At 60.9% G+C, this 16,390-nt stretch carries 13 protein-coding genes; 11 read left to right on the top strand and 2 right to left on the bottom strand.

Going from position 1 to position 16,390, the window contains the following annotated elements; translation table 11 throughout:
- Window positions 1-133: 133 nt before the first annotated feature.
- A complete protein-coding gene (gltA, locus tag QN085_RS17600) occupies window positions 134-1,423 on the bottom strand; it encodes a citrate synthase (RefSeq protein WP_013973445.1) in 1,290 nt (429 codons plus the stop codon).
- Window positions 1,424-1,775: 352 nt separating this feature from the next.
- On the opposite strand from gltA, the gene sdhC reads away from it, so the two are divergent.
- From sdhC to QN085_RS17545, 11 genes are all read left to right on the top strand, one after another.
- Window positions 1,776-2,162, top strand: coding sequence for a succinate dehydrogenase, cytochrome b556 subunit (sdhC, locus tag QN085_RS17595; protein WP_012315350.1), 387 nt, complete (start codon window positions 1,776-1,778; stop codon window positions 2,160-2,162).
- Complete coding sequence (gene sdhD, locus QN085_RS17590; protein ID WP_003254214.1) at window positions 2,156-2,524, top strand: succinate dehydrogenase, hydrophobic membrane anchor protein; 369 nt, start codon at window positions 2,156-2,158, stop codon at window positions 2,522-2,524. Before sdhC ends, sdhD begins: the two co-directional genes overlap by 7 nt.
- Before the next feature lie 3 nt (window positions 2,525-2,527).
- On the top strand, window positions 2,528-4,300 hold the full coding sequence (sdhA, locus tag QN085_RS17585; protein WP_013973442.1) for a succinate dehydrogenase flavoprotein subunit: 1,773 nt from the start codon (window positions 2,528-2,530) through the stop codon (window positions 4,298-4,300).
- Between the two features lie 11 nt (window positions 4,301-4,311).
- On the top strand, window positions 4,312-5,016 hold the full coding sequence (locus QN085_RS17580) for a succinate dehydrogenase iron-sulfur subunit (RefSeq protein WP_011534752.1): 705 nt from the start codon (window positions 4,312-4,314) through the stop codon (window positions 5,014-5,016).
- Between the two features lie 245 nt (window positions 5,017-5,261).
- On the top strand, window positions 5,262-8,093 hold the full coding sequence (locus QN085_RS17575) for a 2-oxoglutarate dehydrogenase E1 component (RefSeq protein WP_013973441.1): 2,832 nt from the start codon (window positions 5,262-5,264) through the stop codon (window positions 8,091-8,093).
- A gap of 42 nt (window positions 8,094-8,135) precedes the next feature.
- Window positions 8,136-9,356 (top strand): 2-oxoglutarate dehydrogenase complex dihydrolipoyllysine-residue succinyltransferase, encoded by a 1,221-nt coding sequence (gene odhB / locus QN085_RS17570; RefSeq protein ID WP_013973440.1) that lies wholly within the window; start codon window positions 8,136-8,138, stop codon window positions 9,354-9,356.
- A 93-nt stretch (window positions 9,357-9,449) separates the two neighbouring features.
- Complete coding sequence (gene lpdA / locus QN085_RS17565; RefSeq protein ID WP_013973439.1) at window positions 9,450-10,886, top strand: dihydrolipoyl dehydrogenase; 1,437 nt, start codon at window positions 9,450-9,452, stop codon at window positions 10,884-10,886.
- Window positions 10,887-11,058: 172 nt separating this feature from the next.
- A complete protein-coding gene (sucC, locus tag QN085_RS17560; protein ID WP_003254205.1) occupies window positions 11,059-12,225 on the top strand; it encodes an ADP-forming succinate--CoA ligase subunit beta in 1,167 nt (388 codons plus the stop codon).
- Entirely contained in the window at window positions 12,225-13,109 is an 885-nt protein-coding gene (gene sucD / locus QN085_RS17555) for a succinate--CoA ligase subunit alpha (RefSeq protein WP_004376004.1), read from the top strand. The genes sucC and sucD overlap by 1 nt, the downstream gene beginning before the upstream one ends.
- 480 nt (window positions 13,110-13,589) lie before the next feature.
- Window positions 13,590-14,903, top strand: a complete 1,314-nt coding sequence (brnQ, locus tag QN085_RS17550) for a branched-chain amino acid transport system II carrier protein (protein ID WP_004375997.1) — start codon at window positions 13,590-13,592, stop codon at window positions 14,901-14,903.
- Window positions 14,904-15,214: 311 nt separating this feature from the next.
- Complete coding sequence (locus tag QN085_RS17545) at window positions 15,215-15,964, top strand: DUF599 domain-containing protein (RefSeq protein ID WP_013973437.1); 750 nt, start codon at window positions 15,215-15,217, stop codon at window positions 15,962-15,964.
- A 68-nt stretch (window positions 15,965-16,032) separates the two neighbouring features.
- On the opposite strand, the gene QN085_RS17540 is transcribed toward QN085_RS17545, so the two are convergent.
- On the bottom strand, window positions 16,033-16,317 hold the full coding sequence (locus QN085_RS17540) for a hypothetical protein (protein WP_023661534.1): 285 nt from the start codon (window positions 16,315-16,317) through the stop codon (window positions 16,033-16,035).
- Window positions 16,318-16,390 lie beyond the last annotated feature (73 nt).

Here is a 16,390-nt window from a genome sequence, read left to right as displayed (position 1 = left end):
CTCCTACAGGTATCCCGCAAACTTTCGGGCCTGTGGGGTCCCTGTGGGAGCGGGTTTACCCGCGAAGAGACCAGCACAGGACGAATAAAAAAGGCTGCCCGAGGGCAGCCTTTTTGCGTTCGGCTATGGAAGCTTACTTGCGGTCCTGCAGCGCAACGATGTCGCGCTTCTGCTCGCCGGTGTACAGCTGGCGCGGGCGGCCGATCTTGTACGGGCTGGAGAGCATTTCTTTCCAGTGCGAGATCCAGCCCACGGTACGTGCCAGGGCGAAGATCACGGTGAACATGCTGGTCGGAATGCCGATTGCCTTGAGGATGATCCCCGAGTAGAAGTCGACGTTCGGGTACAGCGAGCGCTCGATGAAGTACGGATCGGTCAGGGCGATCTCTTCCAGGCGCATGGCCAGTTCCAGCTGCGGGTCGTTCTTGATGCCCAGCTCGCGCAGGACTTCGTCGCAGGTCTGCTTCATCACGGTGGCGCGCGGGTCGCGGTTCTTGTACACGCGGTGACCGAAGCCCATGAGCTTGAACGGGTCGTTCTTGTCCTTGGCCTTGGCGATGAACTTGTCGATGTTCGAGACATCGCCGATTTCATCGAGCATGGTCAGTACCGCTTCGTTCGCACCGCCGTGGGCCGGGCCCCACAGTGCGGCGATACCGGCGGCGATGCAGGCGAACGGGTTGGCACCCGACGAACCGGCCAGACGAACGGTGGAGGTGGAGGCGTTCTGCTCGTGGTCGGCGTGGAGGATGAAGATCCGGTCCATCGCCTTGGCCAGCACCGGGCTGATCGGTTTGATCTCGCACGGGGTGTTGAACATCATGTGCAGGAAGTTTTCCGCGTACGACAGGTCGTTGCGCGGGTACATCATCGGCTGGCCCATGGAGTACTTGTAAACCATCGCGGCCAGGGTCGGCATCTTGGCGACCAGGCGCACCGCGGAAATTTCGCGGTGTTGCGGGTTATTGATGTCCAGGGAGTCGTGATAGAACGCCGACAGGGCGCCAACCACGCCGCACATCACCGCCATCGGGTGGGCGTCGCGGCGGAAGCCGTTGAAGAAGGACTTCAACTGCTCGTGAACCATGGTGTGGTTCTTCACGGTGCTGACGAACTGGGCCTTCTGCTCGGCATTCGGCAGTTCGCCGTTGAGCAGCAGGTAGCAGGTTTCGAGGTAGTCGGATTTTTCAGCGAGCTGTTCGATCGGGTAGCCGCGGTGCAGCAGGATACCTTTGTCGCCGTCAATGTAGGTGATCTTCGACTCGCACGAGGCAGTCGCCATGAAACCAGGGTCGAAGGTGAAGTGACCAGTGGCCCCCAACCCGCGGACGTCGATTACATCAGGACCAACGGTGCCGGTTAAAATGGGCAGCTCGACGGGGGCAGCGCCCTCGATGACCAACTGCGCTTTTTTGTCAGCCATGTGGCCTCCTATTAATGCTTGAAATCATCAGACAGACCCCCCACGCAGGGCCCGCACCACTATAGAGGGATAAATTCAGATGTCAATTTGCCTAAAGGCTTGTTGAAACAGGCATTGAGGCCTGATTTTTCGCGAAATTCTCGCCCATTTACGCCTTTTGTGCGCTAAAGGCAATGCGCTATTTGGGCTACCCCGTCACGTTGTCATAAGCAGCCTAACTGTCTATACTCGCAACCCGACCGCCAGGGGCTTGCAAGCCCGAACTGCTGGGGGTCGCCGTTCCCTGGGTGGTGGGTACCTGACCAGTACACTTACCAACAACTTTGCCCTGATTCGCTAGGGGCTCTTCAGTGTGAAAAAAGCCGTGAAAAGCCAACGACCTGTAAACCTAGACCTAAGGACCATCAAGCTCCCCGTCACTGCGTACACGTCCATCCTGCATCGTATCTCCGGCGTCATCCTGTTCCTCGGCCTTGCCATCATGCTTTATGCACTGGGCAAGTCGCTGGGTTCCGAGGAAGGCTTTGGTGAGGTGAAGGCGTGTCTGACCAGCCCGCTGGCCAAATTCGTGACCTGGGGCCTGCTGTCCGCCCTGCTTTATCACCTCGTGGCAGGTGTTCGTCACCTGATCATGGACATGGGCATCGGTGAGACGCTGGAAGGCGGCAAGCTGGGCTCGAAAATCGTGATCGTCATCTCCGTGGTGCTGATCGTTCTGGTGGGAGTTTGGGTATGGTAACCAATGTCACGAACCTGTCGCGTTCGGGCCTCTATGACTGGATGGCGCAGCGCGTTTCTGCGGTCGTTCTCGCGGCTTACTTCCTCTTCCTGATCGGCTACGTGGTCGCCCACCCAGGCATCGACTACACCCAGTGGCATGGTCTGTTCTCCAACAACGCGATGCGGATCTTCAGTCTGCTGGCCCTCGTTGCCCTGGGCGCTCACGCCTGGGTCGGCATGTGGACCATTGCGACCGACTACCTGACGCCTATGTCGTTCGGCAAGTCGGCAACTGCGATTCGTTTCCTGTTCCAGGCGGTATGCGGCGTTGCGATGTTCGCTTACTTCGTCTGGGGTGTGCAGATTCTCTGGGGTATCTGATCCATGGCTAGCATTCCAACCATTTCCTTCGACGCCATCATCATCGGTGGCGGCGGCGCCGGCATGCGCGCTGCGCTGCAGCTGGCTCAAGGCGGCCACAAGACTGCCGTAGTCACCAAGGTCTTCCCGACCCGTTCGCACACTGTATCCGCCCAGGGCGGCATCACCTGCGCCATCGCTTCGGCCGACCCGAACGACGACTGGCGCTGGCACATGTACGATACCGTCAAGGGCTCCGACTACATCGGTGACCAGGACGCTATCGAATATATGTGTCAGGAAGGCCCGGCTGCGGTCTTCGAGCTGGACCACATGGGCCTGCCGTTCTCGCGTACCGAAACCGGTCGCATCTACCAGCGTCCGTTCGGTGGCCAGTCCAAGGACTTCGGTAAAGGTGGCCAGGCTGCCCGTACCTGCGCCGCTTCCGACCGTACCGGTCACGCGCTGCTGCACACCCTGTACCAGGGCAACCTGAAAGCCGGCACCACCTTCCTCAACGAGTACTACGCAGTTGACCTGGTGAAGAACCAGGACGGCGCATTCGTTGGCGTGATCGCGATCTGCATCGAAACCGGCGAGACCCTGTACATCAAGTCCAAGGCCACCGTGCTGGCAACTGGCGGTGCCGGCCGTATCTACGCCTCCACCACCAACGCCCTGATCAACACCGGTGACGGCGTGGGCATGGCCCTGCGTGCCGGCGTGCCGGTGCAGGACATCGAAATGTGGCAGTTCCACCCGACCGGCATCGCCGGCGCCGGTGTACTGGTCACCGAAGGTTGCCGCGGTGAGGGTGGCTACCTGATCAACGCCCACGGCGAGCGCTTCATGGAGCGTTACGCGCCGAACGCGAAAGACCTGGCCGGCCGCGACGTGGTCGCCCGTTCCATGGTCAAGGAAATCATCGCCGGCAACGGCGTGGGCCCGAACAAGGACCACGTACTGCTGAAGCTGGACCACCTGGGCGAGGAAGTGCTGCACAGCCGCCTGCCAGGTATCTGCGAGCTGTCCAAGACCTTCGCCCACGTCGACCCTGTGGTCGCGCCGGTACCGGTCATCCCGACCTGCCACTACATGATGGGCGGCGTTGCCACCAACATTCATGGCCAGGCCATTACCATGGACGCCGAAGGCAACGACCACATCATCCCGGGCCTGTTCGCCGTAGGTGAAGTGGCGTGCGTATCTGTTCACGGTGCCAACCGCCTGGGCGGCAACTCGCTGCTCGACCTGGTGGTGTTCGGCCGTGCTGCCGGCCTGCACCTGGAGAAGGCGCTGACCGAAGGCGTGGAATACCGCGACGCCAGCGACACCGACGTCGATGTTGCCCTGAACCGCCTGAACAAGCTGAACGAGCGCACCACCGGTGAAGACGTTGCCAGCCTGAAGCGCGAGCTGCAGAGCTGCATGCAGAACTACTTCGGTGTATTCCGTACTGGCGAATACATGCAGAAGGGTATCGAGCAGCTGGCCGGTCTGCGTGACCGTATCGCCAACGTCAAGATCAACGACAAGTCCCAGGCCTTCAACACCGCGCGTATCGAAGCGCTGGAGCTGCAGAACCTGCTGGAAGTCGCCGAAGCTACCGCCATCGCGGCAGAAGCCCGTAAAGAGTCCCGCGGCGCTCACGCCCGTGAAGACTACGAAGACCGTGACGACGAAAACTGGCTGTGCCACACCCTGTACTACCCGGGTGAGAAGCGCGTCGCCAAGCGTGGCGTCAACTTTGCGCCGAAGACTGTTCCAGCCTTCGAACCAAAAGTCCGGACTTACTAAGGGTGGCCGCTATGTTGCAAGTCGAAGTTTATCGTTACAACCCGGACACCGATTCGGCGCCGAAAATGCAGACCTTCCAGGTCGATACCGGCGGCAAGGATCTGATGGTTCTGGACGTGCTGGCACTGATCAAGGAACAGGACGAAGGTTTCTCCTATCGTCGCTCGTGCCGTGAAGGCGTTTGCGGTTCCGATGGCATGAACATCAACGGCAAGAACGGCCTGGCCTGCATCACCCCGTTGTCGGCGGTGGTGAAGGGCAACAAGCTGATTCTGCGTCCGCTGCCGGGCCTGCCGGTCATTCGTGACCTGGTCGTCGATATGAGCATCTTCTACAAGCAGTACGAGAAGGTGAAGCCGTTCCTGCAGAACGACACCCCGGCACCGGCCATCGAGCGCCTGCAGTCGCCGGAAGACCGCGACAAGCTGGACGGCCTGTACGAGTGCATCCTGTGCGCTTGCTGCTCGACCTCCTGCCCGTCGTTCTGGTGGAACCCGGACAAGTTCCTGGGCCCCGCCGCACTGCTGCAGGCCTATCGCTTCCTGGCCGACAGCCGTGACACCAAGACCCAGGAGCGCCTGGCGTCCCTGGATGACCCGTTCAGCGTATTCCGCTGCCGCGGGATCATGAACTGCGTCAACGTTTGCCCGAAAGGTCTGAACCCGACCAAGGCAATCGGCCACGTACGTAACATGCTGCTGCAAAGCGGCACCTGATACAAAGAGTTGTACCTGCAGTAAGCCGAGGTGCGGGTGGTGAGCCCGCACTGAGGTAAAACCCGAACAAGGGCCCACAAAGCCTGCGTTCATTACCTATGAAGATATGAGACCAGCAGGGGCTTCCGGGCTGGTACCCGGAAAATCAGCAGGATCCAAGTGGCGTGGTTCAGTCGCTGTATTCGGACTTTTCCAGGTTTGCTGTGGCTCTCGCCGATCAGTCCCCTAACCGAGGGTGACCAAGCATGCAAGAAAGCGTGATGCAGCGCATGTGGGAAAGCGCCCACCTTTCAGGTGGTAACGCTGCATATGTGGAAGAGCTTTATGAGCTCTACCTGCACGACCCTAACGCTGTGCCAGAAGAGTGGCGCACCTACTTCCAGAAGTTGCCCGCCGACGGCAGCACCGCTACCGATGTATCGCACTCGACAATCCGCGACCATTTCGTACTGCTGGCAAAGAACCAGCGCCGCGCCCAACCGGTATCCGCCGGGAGCGTGAGCAGTGAACACGAGAAGAAGCAGGTTGAAGTTCTGCGACTGATCCAGGCCTATCGTATGCGCGGCCATCAGGCTGCCAAGCTCGACCCGTTGGGGTTGTGGCAGCGTCCTGCGCCCGTAGACCTGTCGATCAATCACTACGGCTTGACCAATGCCGATCTTGATACGACCTTCCGTGCCGGCGACCTGTTCATCGGCAAAGAGGAGGCGAGCCTACGCGAGATCTTCGAGGCGCTCCAGAAGACATATTGTCGCACCATTGGCGCCGAGTTCACCCATATCGTCGATTCCGAGCAGCGCAGCTGGTTCCAGCAGCGTCTGGAAAGCGTGCGCGGCCGTCCGGAGTTTTCCGCTGACGTGCAGGCCCACCTGCTCGAGCGCGTGACCGCCGGTGAAGGCCTTGAGAAATATCTGGGCACCAAGTACCCGGGCACCAAGCGTTTCGGCCTCGAGGGCGGCGAAAGCCTGATCCCGATGCTGGACGAGATGATCCAGCGCTCCGGTTCCTACGGCACCAAGGAAGTCGTGATCGGCATGGCCCACCGTGGCCGCCTGAACGTTCTGGTCAACACCTTCGGCAAGAACCCGCGCGAGCTGTTCGACGAGTTCGAAGGCAAGAAGATGAACGAGCTGGGCTCCGGTGACGTCAAATATCACCAGGGCTTCTCCTCGAACGTGATGACCCCGGGCGGCGAAGTGCACCTGGCCATGGCGTTCAACCCGTCCCACCTGGAAATCGTCTCGCCAGTGGTCGAGGGTTCGGTGCGCGCCCGTCAGGACCGCCGCAACGACACCGTTGGCGACAAGGTACTGCCGATCTCGATCCACGGCGACGCAGCATTCGCCGGCCAGGGCGTGGTCATGGAAACCTTCCAGATGTCGCAGACCCGCGGTTTCAAGACCGGCGGTACCGTGCACATCGTGATCAACAACCAGGTTGGTTTCACCATCAGCAACCCGCTGGACGCGCGCTCCACCGAGTACGCCACCGACGTTGCCAAGATGATCCAGGCGCCGATCCTGCACGTGAACGGCGACGACCCGGAAGCCGTGCTGTTCGTGACCCAGCTGGCCATCGACTACCGCATGCAGTTCAAGCGTGACGTGGTCATCGACCTGGTCTGCTACCGCCGCCGCGGCCACAACGAGGCCGACGAGCCGAACGGCACCCAGCCTTTGATGTACCAGCAGATCAGCAAGCAGCGCACCACGCGTGAACTGTACGCTGAGGCACTGATCCAGGCCGGCCGCATCGATGCCGAACGCGCCCAGGCCAAGATCGACGAGTACCGCAACGCGCTGGACAACGGCCTGCACGTGGTGAAGAGCCTGGTCAAGGAGCCGAACCGCGAGCTGTTCGTCGACTGGCGTCCGTATCTGGGCCATGCCTGGACCGCGCGTCACGATACCCGCTTCGACCTCAAGACTCTGCAGGAACTGTCGGCCAAGCTGCTGGAGATCCCGGAAGGTTTCGTCGTCCAGCGCCAGGTCGCCAAGATCTACGAAGACCGCCAGAAGATGCAGGCCGGTGGCTTGCCGATCAACTGGGGTTATGCAGAGACCATGGCCTACGCCACCCTGCAGTTCGAAGGTCACCCGATCCGCATGACCGGCCAGGACATCGGCCGTGGCACCTTCTCGCACCGTCACGCGGTGCTGCACAACCAGAAGGACGCCAGCACCTACGTACCGCTGAAGAACCTGTTCCCGGGCCAGCCTCAGTTCGAACTGTACGACTCCTTCCTGTCGGAAGAAGCGGTACTGGCCTTCGAATACGGCTACTCGACCACCACGCCGAACGCGCTGGTGATCTGGGAAGCCCAGTTCGGTGACTTCGCCAACGGTGCGCAAGTGGTGATCGACCAGTTCATCACCAGCGGCGAGCACAAGTGGGGCCGTCTGTGCGGTCTGACCATGCTGCTGCCACACGGTTATGAAGGGCAGGGCCCGGAGCACTCCTCCGCGCGCCTGGAGCGTTACCTGCAGCTGTGCGCCGAGCACAACATCCAGGTCTGCGTACCGACCACCCCGGCCCAGATCTACCACCTGCTGCGTCGCCAGGTCATCCGTCCGCTGCGCAAGCCGCTGATCGTGCTGACGCCGAAGTCTCTGCTGCGCCACAAGCTGGCCATCTCGACCCTGGAAGACCTGGCAGAAGGCTCGTTCCAGACCGTGATCCCGGAAATCGACAGCCTCGATCCGGCCAAGGTCGAACGCCTGGTCCTGTGCGGCGGCAAGGTTTACTACGACCTGCTGGAAAAACGCCGTGCCGAAGGCCGCGAAGACATCGCCATCGTGCGTATCGAGCAGCTGTATCCGTTCCCTGAGGACGACCTGGTCGAAATCCTGGCGCCTTACACCAACCTCAAGCATGCGGTCTGGTGTCAGGAAGAGCCGATGAACCAGGGCGCCTGGTACAGCAGCCAGCACCACATGCGCCGTATCCTGGGCCGCCACAACAAGGCACTGGTCCTGGAATACGCCGGCCGCGACGCTTCCGCCGCGCCAGCCTGTGGTTACGCATCGAAGCACGCCGAACAGCAGGAAAAACTGCTGCAAGACGCCTTCACTGTTTAATGCCTTCGCGCACCTGAAACCGAATTTAAGGAAACACAGATAATGGCTATCGAGATCAAAGCCCCAACCTTCCCGGAATCGGTTGCCGATGGCACCGTTGCCACCTGGCACAAGCAGCCGGGCGATGCCGTCAAGCGTGACGAGCTGATCGTCGACATCGAGACCGACAAGGTCGTCCTGGAAGTACTGGCCACCGCCGACGGCGTGCTGGGCGCCATCGTCAAGGGCGAGGGCGACACCGTCCTGTCCGACGAAGTACTGGGTTCGATCGTTGAAGGCGGTGCTGCCGCCGCTGCACCAGCTGCCGCCCCGGCCGCTGCTGCCCCGGCTGCCGCTGCTGCCGACGCTGGCGAAGAAGACCCGGTTGCCGCCCCGGCCGCGCGCAAGCTGGCTGAAGAGAACGGCATCGACCTGGCTGCCGTTGCCGGCACCGGCAAAGGTGGTCGCATCACCAAGGAAGACGTCGTCGCTGCCGTCGCCAACAAGAAGTCGGCGCCTGCTGCAGCTGCCAAGCCTGCCGCCGCTGCCGCTGCTGCCCCGGTTGTCGTTGCCGCTGGCGACCGCACCGAGAAGCGCGTGCCGATGACCCGCCTGCGCGCCAAGATCGCCGAGCGTCTGGTCGAAGCCCAGTCGAGCATGGCCATGCTGACCACCTTCAACGAAGTCGACATGACCGAAGTCATGGCCCTGCGTTCGAAGTACAAGGACCTGTTCGAGAAGACCCACAACGGCGTGCGCCTGGGCTTCATGTCGTTCTTCGTCAAGGCTGCCACCGAAGCCCTGAAGCGCTTCCCGGCTGTCAACGCCTCGATCGATGGCAACGACATCGTCTACCACGGCTACGCCGACGTCGGCGTAGCCGTGTCCAGCGACCGTGGCCTGGTGGTACCGGTACTGCGTAACGCCGAGTCGATGAGCCTGGCGGAAATCGAGAACGGCATCGCCACCTTCGGCAAGAAGGCTCGTGATGGCAAGCTGGCCATCGAAGAGATGACTGGCGGCACCTTCACCATCACCAACGGTGGTACCTTCGGTTCGATGATGTCGACCCCGATCGTCAACCCGCCGCAGGCTGCCATTCTCGGCATGCACAACATCATCCAGCGCCCGATGGCCATCAATGGTCAGGTTGTGATTCGCCCGATGATGTACCTGGCGCTGTCGTACGATCACCGCCTGATCGACGGCAAGGAAGCGGTAACCTTCCTGGTCACCATCAAGAACCTGCTGGAAGATCCGTCTCGCCTGCTGCTGGACATCTAACCCTCTGGCTGCGTACCGTGCCGGCCCTGGCTTCGCAGGAAGCCATGCCGCGCGGTCCGCGGCTTGTAGCTTGTAGCTGATAAGGAATCTTTTATGACCCAGAAATTCGACGTAGTGGTAATTGGTGCAGGTCCTGGCGGCTATGTTGCTGCCATCAAGGCCGCACAACTTGGTCTGAAGACTGCCTGTATCGAGAAGTACACCGACGCCGAGGGCAAGCTGGCCCTGGGCGGCACCTGCCTGAACGTAGGTTGCATTCCTTCCAAGGCGCTGCTGGACAGCTCCTGGAAGTACAAGGAAGCCAAAGAGAGCTTCAACGTCCACGGTATCTCCACTGGTGAAGTGAAGATGGACGTCGCCGCGATGGTTGGCCGCAAGGCTGGCATCGTCAAGAACCTGACCGGTGGCGTTGCCACCCTGTTCAAGGCCAACGGCGTTACTTCGATCCAGGGCCACGGCAAGCTGCTGGCCGGCAAGAAAGTCGAAGTCACCAAGGCTGACGGCACCACCGAAGTCATCGAAGCCGAGAACGTGATCCTGGCTTCCGGCTCGCGCCCGATCGACATTCCACCGGCTCCGGTCGACCAGAACGTCATCGTCGACTCCACCGGCGCCCTGGAATTCCAGGCCGTGCCGAAGCGCCTGGGCGTTATCGGTGCTGGCGTGATCGGCCTGGAGCTGGGCTCGGTATGGGCTCGCCTGGGTGCTGAAGTCACCGTCCTGGAAGCCCTGGACACCTTCCTGATGGCTGCCGACACCGCCGTGTCGAAAGAAGCCCAGAAGACCCTGACCAAGCAAGGCCTGGACATCAAGCTGGGTGCGCGCGTCACCGGCTCGAAAGTCAACGGCAACGAAGTCGAAGTGACCTACACCGACGCCAACGGCGAGCAGAAGATCACCTTCGACAAGCTGATCGTCGCGGTCGGCCGTCGCCCGGTGACCACCGACCTGCTGGCTGCCGACAGCGGTGTGACCATCGATGAGCGTGGCTACATCTTCGTCGACGACTACTGCGCTACCAGCGTGCCTGGCGTGTACGCCATCGGTGACGTGGTGCGCGGCATGATGCTGGCCCACAAGGCTTCGGAAGAGGGCATCATGGTGGTCGAGCGCATCAAGGGCCACAAGGCCCAGATGAACTACGACCTGATTCCGTCGGTCATCTACACCCACCCGGAAATCGCGTGGGTCGGCAAGACCGAACAGGCCTTGAAGGCCGAGGGCGTTGAGGTTAACGTGGGCACCTTCCCGTTCGCGGCCAGCGGCCGTGCGATGGCTGCCAACGACACCGGTGGTTTCGTCAAGGTCATCGCCGATGCCAAGACCGACCGCGTCCTGGGTGTGCACGTGATTGGCCCATCGGCTGCCGAACTGGTGCAGCAGGGCGCAATCGCAATGGAATTCGGCACCAGTGCCGAGGATCTGGGCATGATGGTCTTCAGCCATCCGACCCTGTCCGAAGCGTTGCATGAAGCAGCGCTGGCAGTGAATGGCGGCGCCATTCACGTGGCCAACCGTAAGAAGCGTTAATTATAAGAAACCACGGCGGGCTGCCCGTCGTGAGTCTTGCGTGCATGACTCACCGCGGAAAGTCCGCCGGACCGGATCACACGGGAAAACCCGGGGTCAACGGTCACAGGTGGTGCGGCGCCAGTGATGGCGCAGCGCCGAAGCGCAGTACCTAACGAAGACGGTAAAAAGCATGAATCTTCACGAGTATCAGGGTAAGCAGCTGTTCGCTGAGTACGGCCTGCCAGTTTCCAAGGGTTTCGCTGTCGATACCCCTGAGCAAGCTGCAGAAGCCTGCGACAAGATCGGCGGGAACGAGTGGGTGGTAAAAGCCCAGGTTCACGCGGGTGGTCGCGGTAAGGCGGGCGGCGTCAAGCTGGTTCGCAGCAAAGAAGACGCCAAGGCGTTCGCTGCACAGTGGTTGGGCAAGAATCTGGTTACCTACCAGACCGATGCCAACGGTCAACCCGTCTCCAAGATTCTGGTCGAATCCTGCACTGACATCGCCAAAGAGCTGTATCTGGGCGCTGTAGTCGATCGTTCGAGCCGCCGTATCGTGTTCATGGCTTCCACCGAAGGTGGCGTGGACATCGAGAAAGTCGCTCACGAAACGCCTGAGAAGATCCTCAAGGCCACCATCGACCCGCTGGTCGGCGCTCAGCCGTTCCAGGGTCGCGAGCTGGCGTTCCAGCTGGGCCTGGAAGGCAAGCAAGTTCAACAGTTCGCCAAGATCTTCGTTGGTCTGGCCAAGCTGTTCAAGGATCACGACCTGGCCCTGCTGGAAGTGAACCCGCTGGTGATCAAGGCCGACGGCGACCTGCACTGCCTCGATGCCAAGATCAACATCGACGCCAACGCCATGTACCGTCAGCCTAAGCTGAAAACCTTCCACGACCCGTCGCAGGACGACGCCCGTGAAGCCCACGCTGCCAAGTTCGAACTGAACTACGTTGCCCTCGAAGGCAACATCGGCTGCATGGTCAACGGTGCCGGCCTGGCCATGGGTACCATGGACATCGTCAACCTGCACGGCGGCAAACCGGCCAACTTCCTCGACGTTGGTGGTGGTGCTACCAAAGAGCGCGTTACCGAAGCGTTCAAGATCATTCTGTCCGACAGCAATGTCGCGGCCGTTCTGGTCAACATCTTCGGCGGCATCGTTCGCTGCGACATGATTGCCGAAGGCATCATCGGTGCAGTGAAAGAAGTCGGCGTGAAAGTTCCGGTTGTCGTTCGCCTTGAAGGCAACAACGCCGAACTGGGCGCTAAAGTACTGGCAGAAAGCGGTTTGAACATCATTGCGGCAACCAGCCTGACCGACGCTGCTCAACAAGTTGTCAAAGCTGCGGAGGGCAAGTAATGAGCGTCCTGATCAATAAAGACACCAAAGTCATCTGCCAGGGCTTCACCGGCTCGCAGGGTACTTTCCACTCCGAACAGGCCATCGCCTACGGCACCAAGATGGTCGGCGGCGTAACCCCAGGCAAGGGTGGCACCACCCACCTGGGCCTGCCAGTGTTCAACACTGTGAAAGAAGCTGTGGAAGCTACCGGCGCTGATGCTTCGGTGATCTACGTTCCGGCTCCTTTCTGCAAGGACTCGATCCTGGAAGCTGCCTTCGGCGGCATCAAGCTGATCGTGTGCATCACCGAAGGCATTCCTACCCTGGACATGCTGGATGCCAAGGTCAAGTGCGACGAGCTGGGCGTGACCCTGATCGGCCCTAACTGCCCAGGTGTCATCACCCCGGGCGAGTGCAAGATCGGCATCATGCCAGGCCACATCCACCTGCCAGGCAAGGTCGGTATCGTTTCGCGTTCCGGCACCCTGACCTACGAAGCTGTGAAGCAGACCACCGACGCCGGCTTCGGCCAGTCGACCTGCGTCGGCATCGGCGGTGACCCGATCCCGGGCTCCAACTTCATCGACATACTGAAGCTGTTCCAGGAAGACCCGAAGACCGAAGCGATCGTCATGATCGGCGAGATCGGCGGTTCGGCTGAAGAAGAAGCTGCGGCCTACATCAAGGCCAACGTCACCAAGCCTGTCGTTTCCTACATCGCTGGTGTTACCGCACCTGCGGGCAAGCGCATGGGTCACGCTGGCGCCATCATCTCCGGCGGCAAGGGCACTGCGGACGAGAAGTTCGCCGCTCTGCAGGACGCTGGTGTGAAGACCGTGCGTTCCCTGGCTGACATCGGCAAGGCCCTGGCCGAGCTGACTGGCTGGGAAGTCAAGAAGTAATACTGCTATACCCCCCACGCGCACAGAGGCCACCTTCGGGTGGCCTTTGTCGTTTCTGGGGGGAATTCCTGTGCCGGCCTCTTCGCGGGCTTGCCCGCCCCCACATGAGATCTCCACTTTCCGGGGCTGTGGTGATCCCCTGTGGGAGCGGGCAAGCCCGCGAAGAGGCCGGTACAGGCAACATGGATTTTTCGATGGCTTTGATAGGAATTTTCACGCAGACGAATGTTTCAATTCGAGGATAATTCTCGCTGTCCTCGGTCGCACAGACGACAAACATGTACGCACATCGGACAAGCAGTACTGTGCCAGTGCGTTTGACTGACAAAACAGTTACATTACGCGCTCACTCTGTGCCCGTACCCCAAAAGGGAACGACACGCTAAACGGGTCTGGCCTATCAAGCCGGGCAGCATTTCCCCTCATCCAAAGGGAAATCCCCTCTCGAATCCCGATTTCAGCAGTGTGGTACTACCTTAAATGAAAGTTCTCAAAGGCCAGGATATCCTGGCGCTTGGCTTTATGACGTTTGCGCTTTTCGTGGGCGCTGGCAACATCATCTTCCCGCCTATCGTCGGTCTGCAGTCTGGCCCGCACGTATGGATGGCGGCCCTTGGCTTCCTGGTTACCGCCGTAGGCCTGCCGGTCATCACCGTGGTCGCCCTGGCCAAGGTCGGCGGCGGCATGGATGCCCTGAGCAGCCCGATCGGCAAGTTCTTCGGTGGCCTGCTGGCGGCCGTGTGCTACCTGTCGGTCGGCCCGCTGTTCGCCACCCCGCGCACCGCGACCGTATCGTTCGAAGTGGGTGTTGCGCCGCTGACCGGTGAAAGCCCCCTGGCGTTGTTCATCTACAGCCTGGTGTATTTTCTCGTGGTACTGGCCGTGTCCATGTACCCGGGCAAGCTGCTCGACACCGTGGGCCGCTTCCTGGCACCGTTGAAGATCATCGCCCTTGCGGTGCTGGGCATCGCCGCCTTCGCGCTGCCTGCCGGTACCATTGGTGAAGCGCAGCCGGCCTATGCCGCCGCAGCGTTCTCCAAGGGCTTCTCCGATGGTTACCTGACCATGGACACCCTGGGTGCCCTGGTGTTCGGTATCGTCATCGTCAACGCCATCCGCTCGCGCGGTGTCGAGTCGCCGAAACTGATCACCCGCTATGCCATCATCGCCGGCCTGATCGCCGGTGTCGGTCTGGCCCTGGTGTACATCAGCCTGTTCCGACTGGGTGCAACCAGCCACGAGATCGCGGCTGACGCTACCAACGGTGCGGCGGTACTGCATGCCTATGTGCAGCACACCTTCGGTTCCCTGGGGAGCGGTTTCCTCGCCGTGCTGATCGCGCTGGCCTGCCTGGTGACCGCCGTTGGCCTGACCTGTGCCTGCGCCGAGTACTTCAGCCAGATGCTGCCGCTGTCGTACCGCGCACTGGTGGTGATCCTGGCGGGCTTCTCGCTGCTGATCTCCAACCTCGGCTTGACCAAGCTGATCATGTTCTCGATCCCGGTGCTCACCGCGATCTACCCGCCGTGCATCGTGGTGGTCGGGCTCAGCTTCGTGAAGGACCTGTGGAACTCGCCAACCCGCATCCTGGCACCAGTGATGCTGGTATCGCTGCTGTTCGGCATGGTCGACGCGATCAAGGGCAGCAGCATTGCCCACGTGCTGCCGGACTTCATGGCTCACCTGCCGCTGAGCGACCAGGGCCTGGCCTGGCTGGTGCCTTCGGTGGTGACCCTAGTTGGTGCCGTGGCCTGCGACCGCATGCTCGGCAAGCCGCGCGAAGCGCTGGCCTGATAGTCGAAGCCTGAGGGCGGCACCGGCCACAAGCCGAAGGGTGCTCGCCAAGGGTGGAAACTCAAGAGCCCCGTATCCGAAAGGATGCGGGGCTTTTTGTTTGCTTGTACCGGCCTCTTCGCGGGCACGCCCGCTCCCACAGGTCAAGCGCAAACCTCAGAATTGGCGCTGTACCTGTGGGAGCGGGCGTGCCCGCGAAGAGGCCGGGATGAGCAGTGCAAATGTCAGGATGGATGTGTGCCTTTTGCCGCTTGCCAGCGTCGAAATCCGGTCCCTATCCTTCAGGTATCTGGCCCTCCCGGGAACCGTGCATGAACTTCATCCAAAGCAACTTCAACAACCTTTTGGCCATCATCTGGTTCGCCCTGTGCTGGGGCGGTTACACCCGCTATGCCATCTGGAAGGGCCGCGACACCGCGTGCCTGGCCAGCGTGCTGCACCTGTATCGCGAAGACTGGATGCGCCGCATGCTGCTGCGCGACAACCGCATTGCCGATGCCAGCGTGATCGGCAACCTCGAGCGCAACGCCTCGTTCTTCGCCTCCAGCACCCTGATCATCCTCGCCGGTATCCTTACCGTGCTCGGGGCTTCCGACCGGGCGCTGTCGCTGCTGGCCGACCTGCCGCTGGTACAGCAGACCTCCCAGGGCATGTCGGAGATCAAGCTGCTGTGCCTGGCCATGGTTTTTGTCTATGCCTTTTTCACCTTCAGCTGGTGCATGCGCCAATACAACTTCGCGGCAGTGCTGGTGGGTTCGGCGCCGATGATCGGTGAACGGCTGGTCAATGAGCTTGAACGCAAGGCATTCGCCTCGCGGGCGGCGCGGGTGCTGTCGCTTGCCGCCAACCAGTTCAACCTGGGCCTGCGTTCCTATTACTTCGGCATGGCCATGTTGAGCTGGTTCATCAGCCCATGGTTATTCATGGTCATGAGTGTCGGAGTAGTGCTGATTCTGTACCGCCGCGAGTTCCATTCGGATGTATTGGATGTGATGGTGTTCACACCTACCGAAAGTATTTCGATCGAACCTGCCAGGGAAAACACCGCACCAGGAACCTGAAACGTTTAACCCTTAAGTTTCAGGCACAAAAAAAACCCGACAATGTCGGGTTTTTTTGTTTTAGCCGATTACTGCTTGGCAGGTTCGGCTGGAGCAGCAGGAGCGGCTTCCGGAGCCGGAGTAGCCGGAGCGGCTTCTTCGGCGGCCTTCTGCTCGGCTTCGGCCTGATCTTTGGCGGCTTCGGCGTTTTCCTTGGCAGCCTCGTTCATCTTATCCTGAGCTTCGCCCGCTTTTTCCTGGGCTTGCTCGGCGTGTTGCTGTGCGTCCTGGGCTTTGTCTTCGCTCGCTTTATCGCAAGCAGCCAGGCCCATGGCAGCAGCCAGCATCAGAGCAAAAGCAAAAGGTTTACGCATGGGGGTGTTTCTCCTTGGTGAAATAAGTGACTTGTTCCTTCGAGTGCAACTATGCGGAATAAGTTCCGCGAAG

This window comes from Pseudomonas sp. M2(2023) (assembly GCF_030263955.1).
Taxonomy (GTDB): Bacteria; Pseudomonadota; Gammaproteobacteria; order Pseudomonadales; family Pseudomonadaceae; genus Aquipseudomonas; species Aquipseudomonas asiatica.
This window is presented reverse-complemented; position numbering and strand designations above follow the sequence as displayed.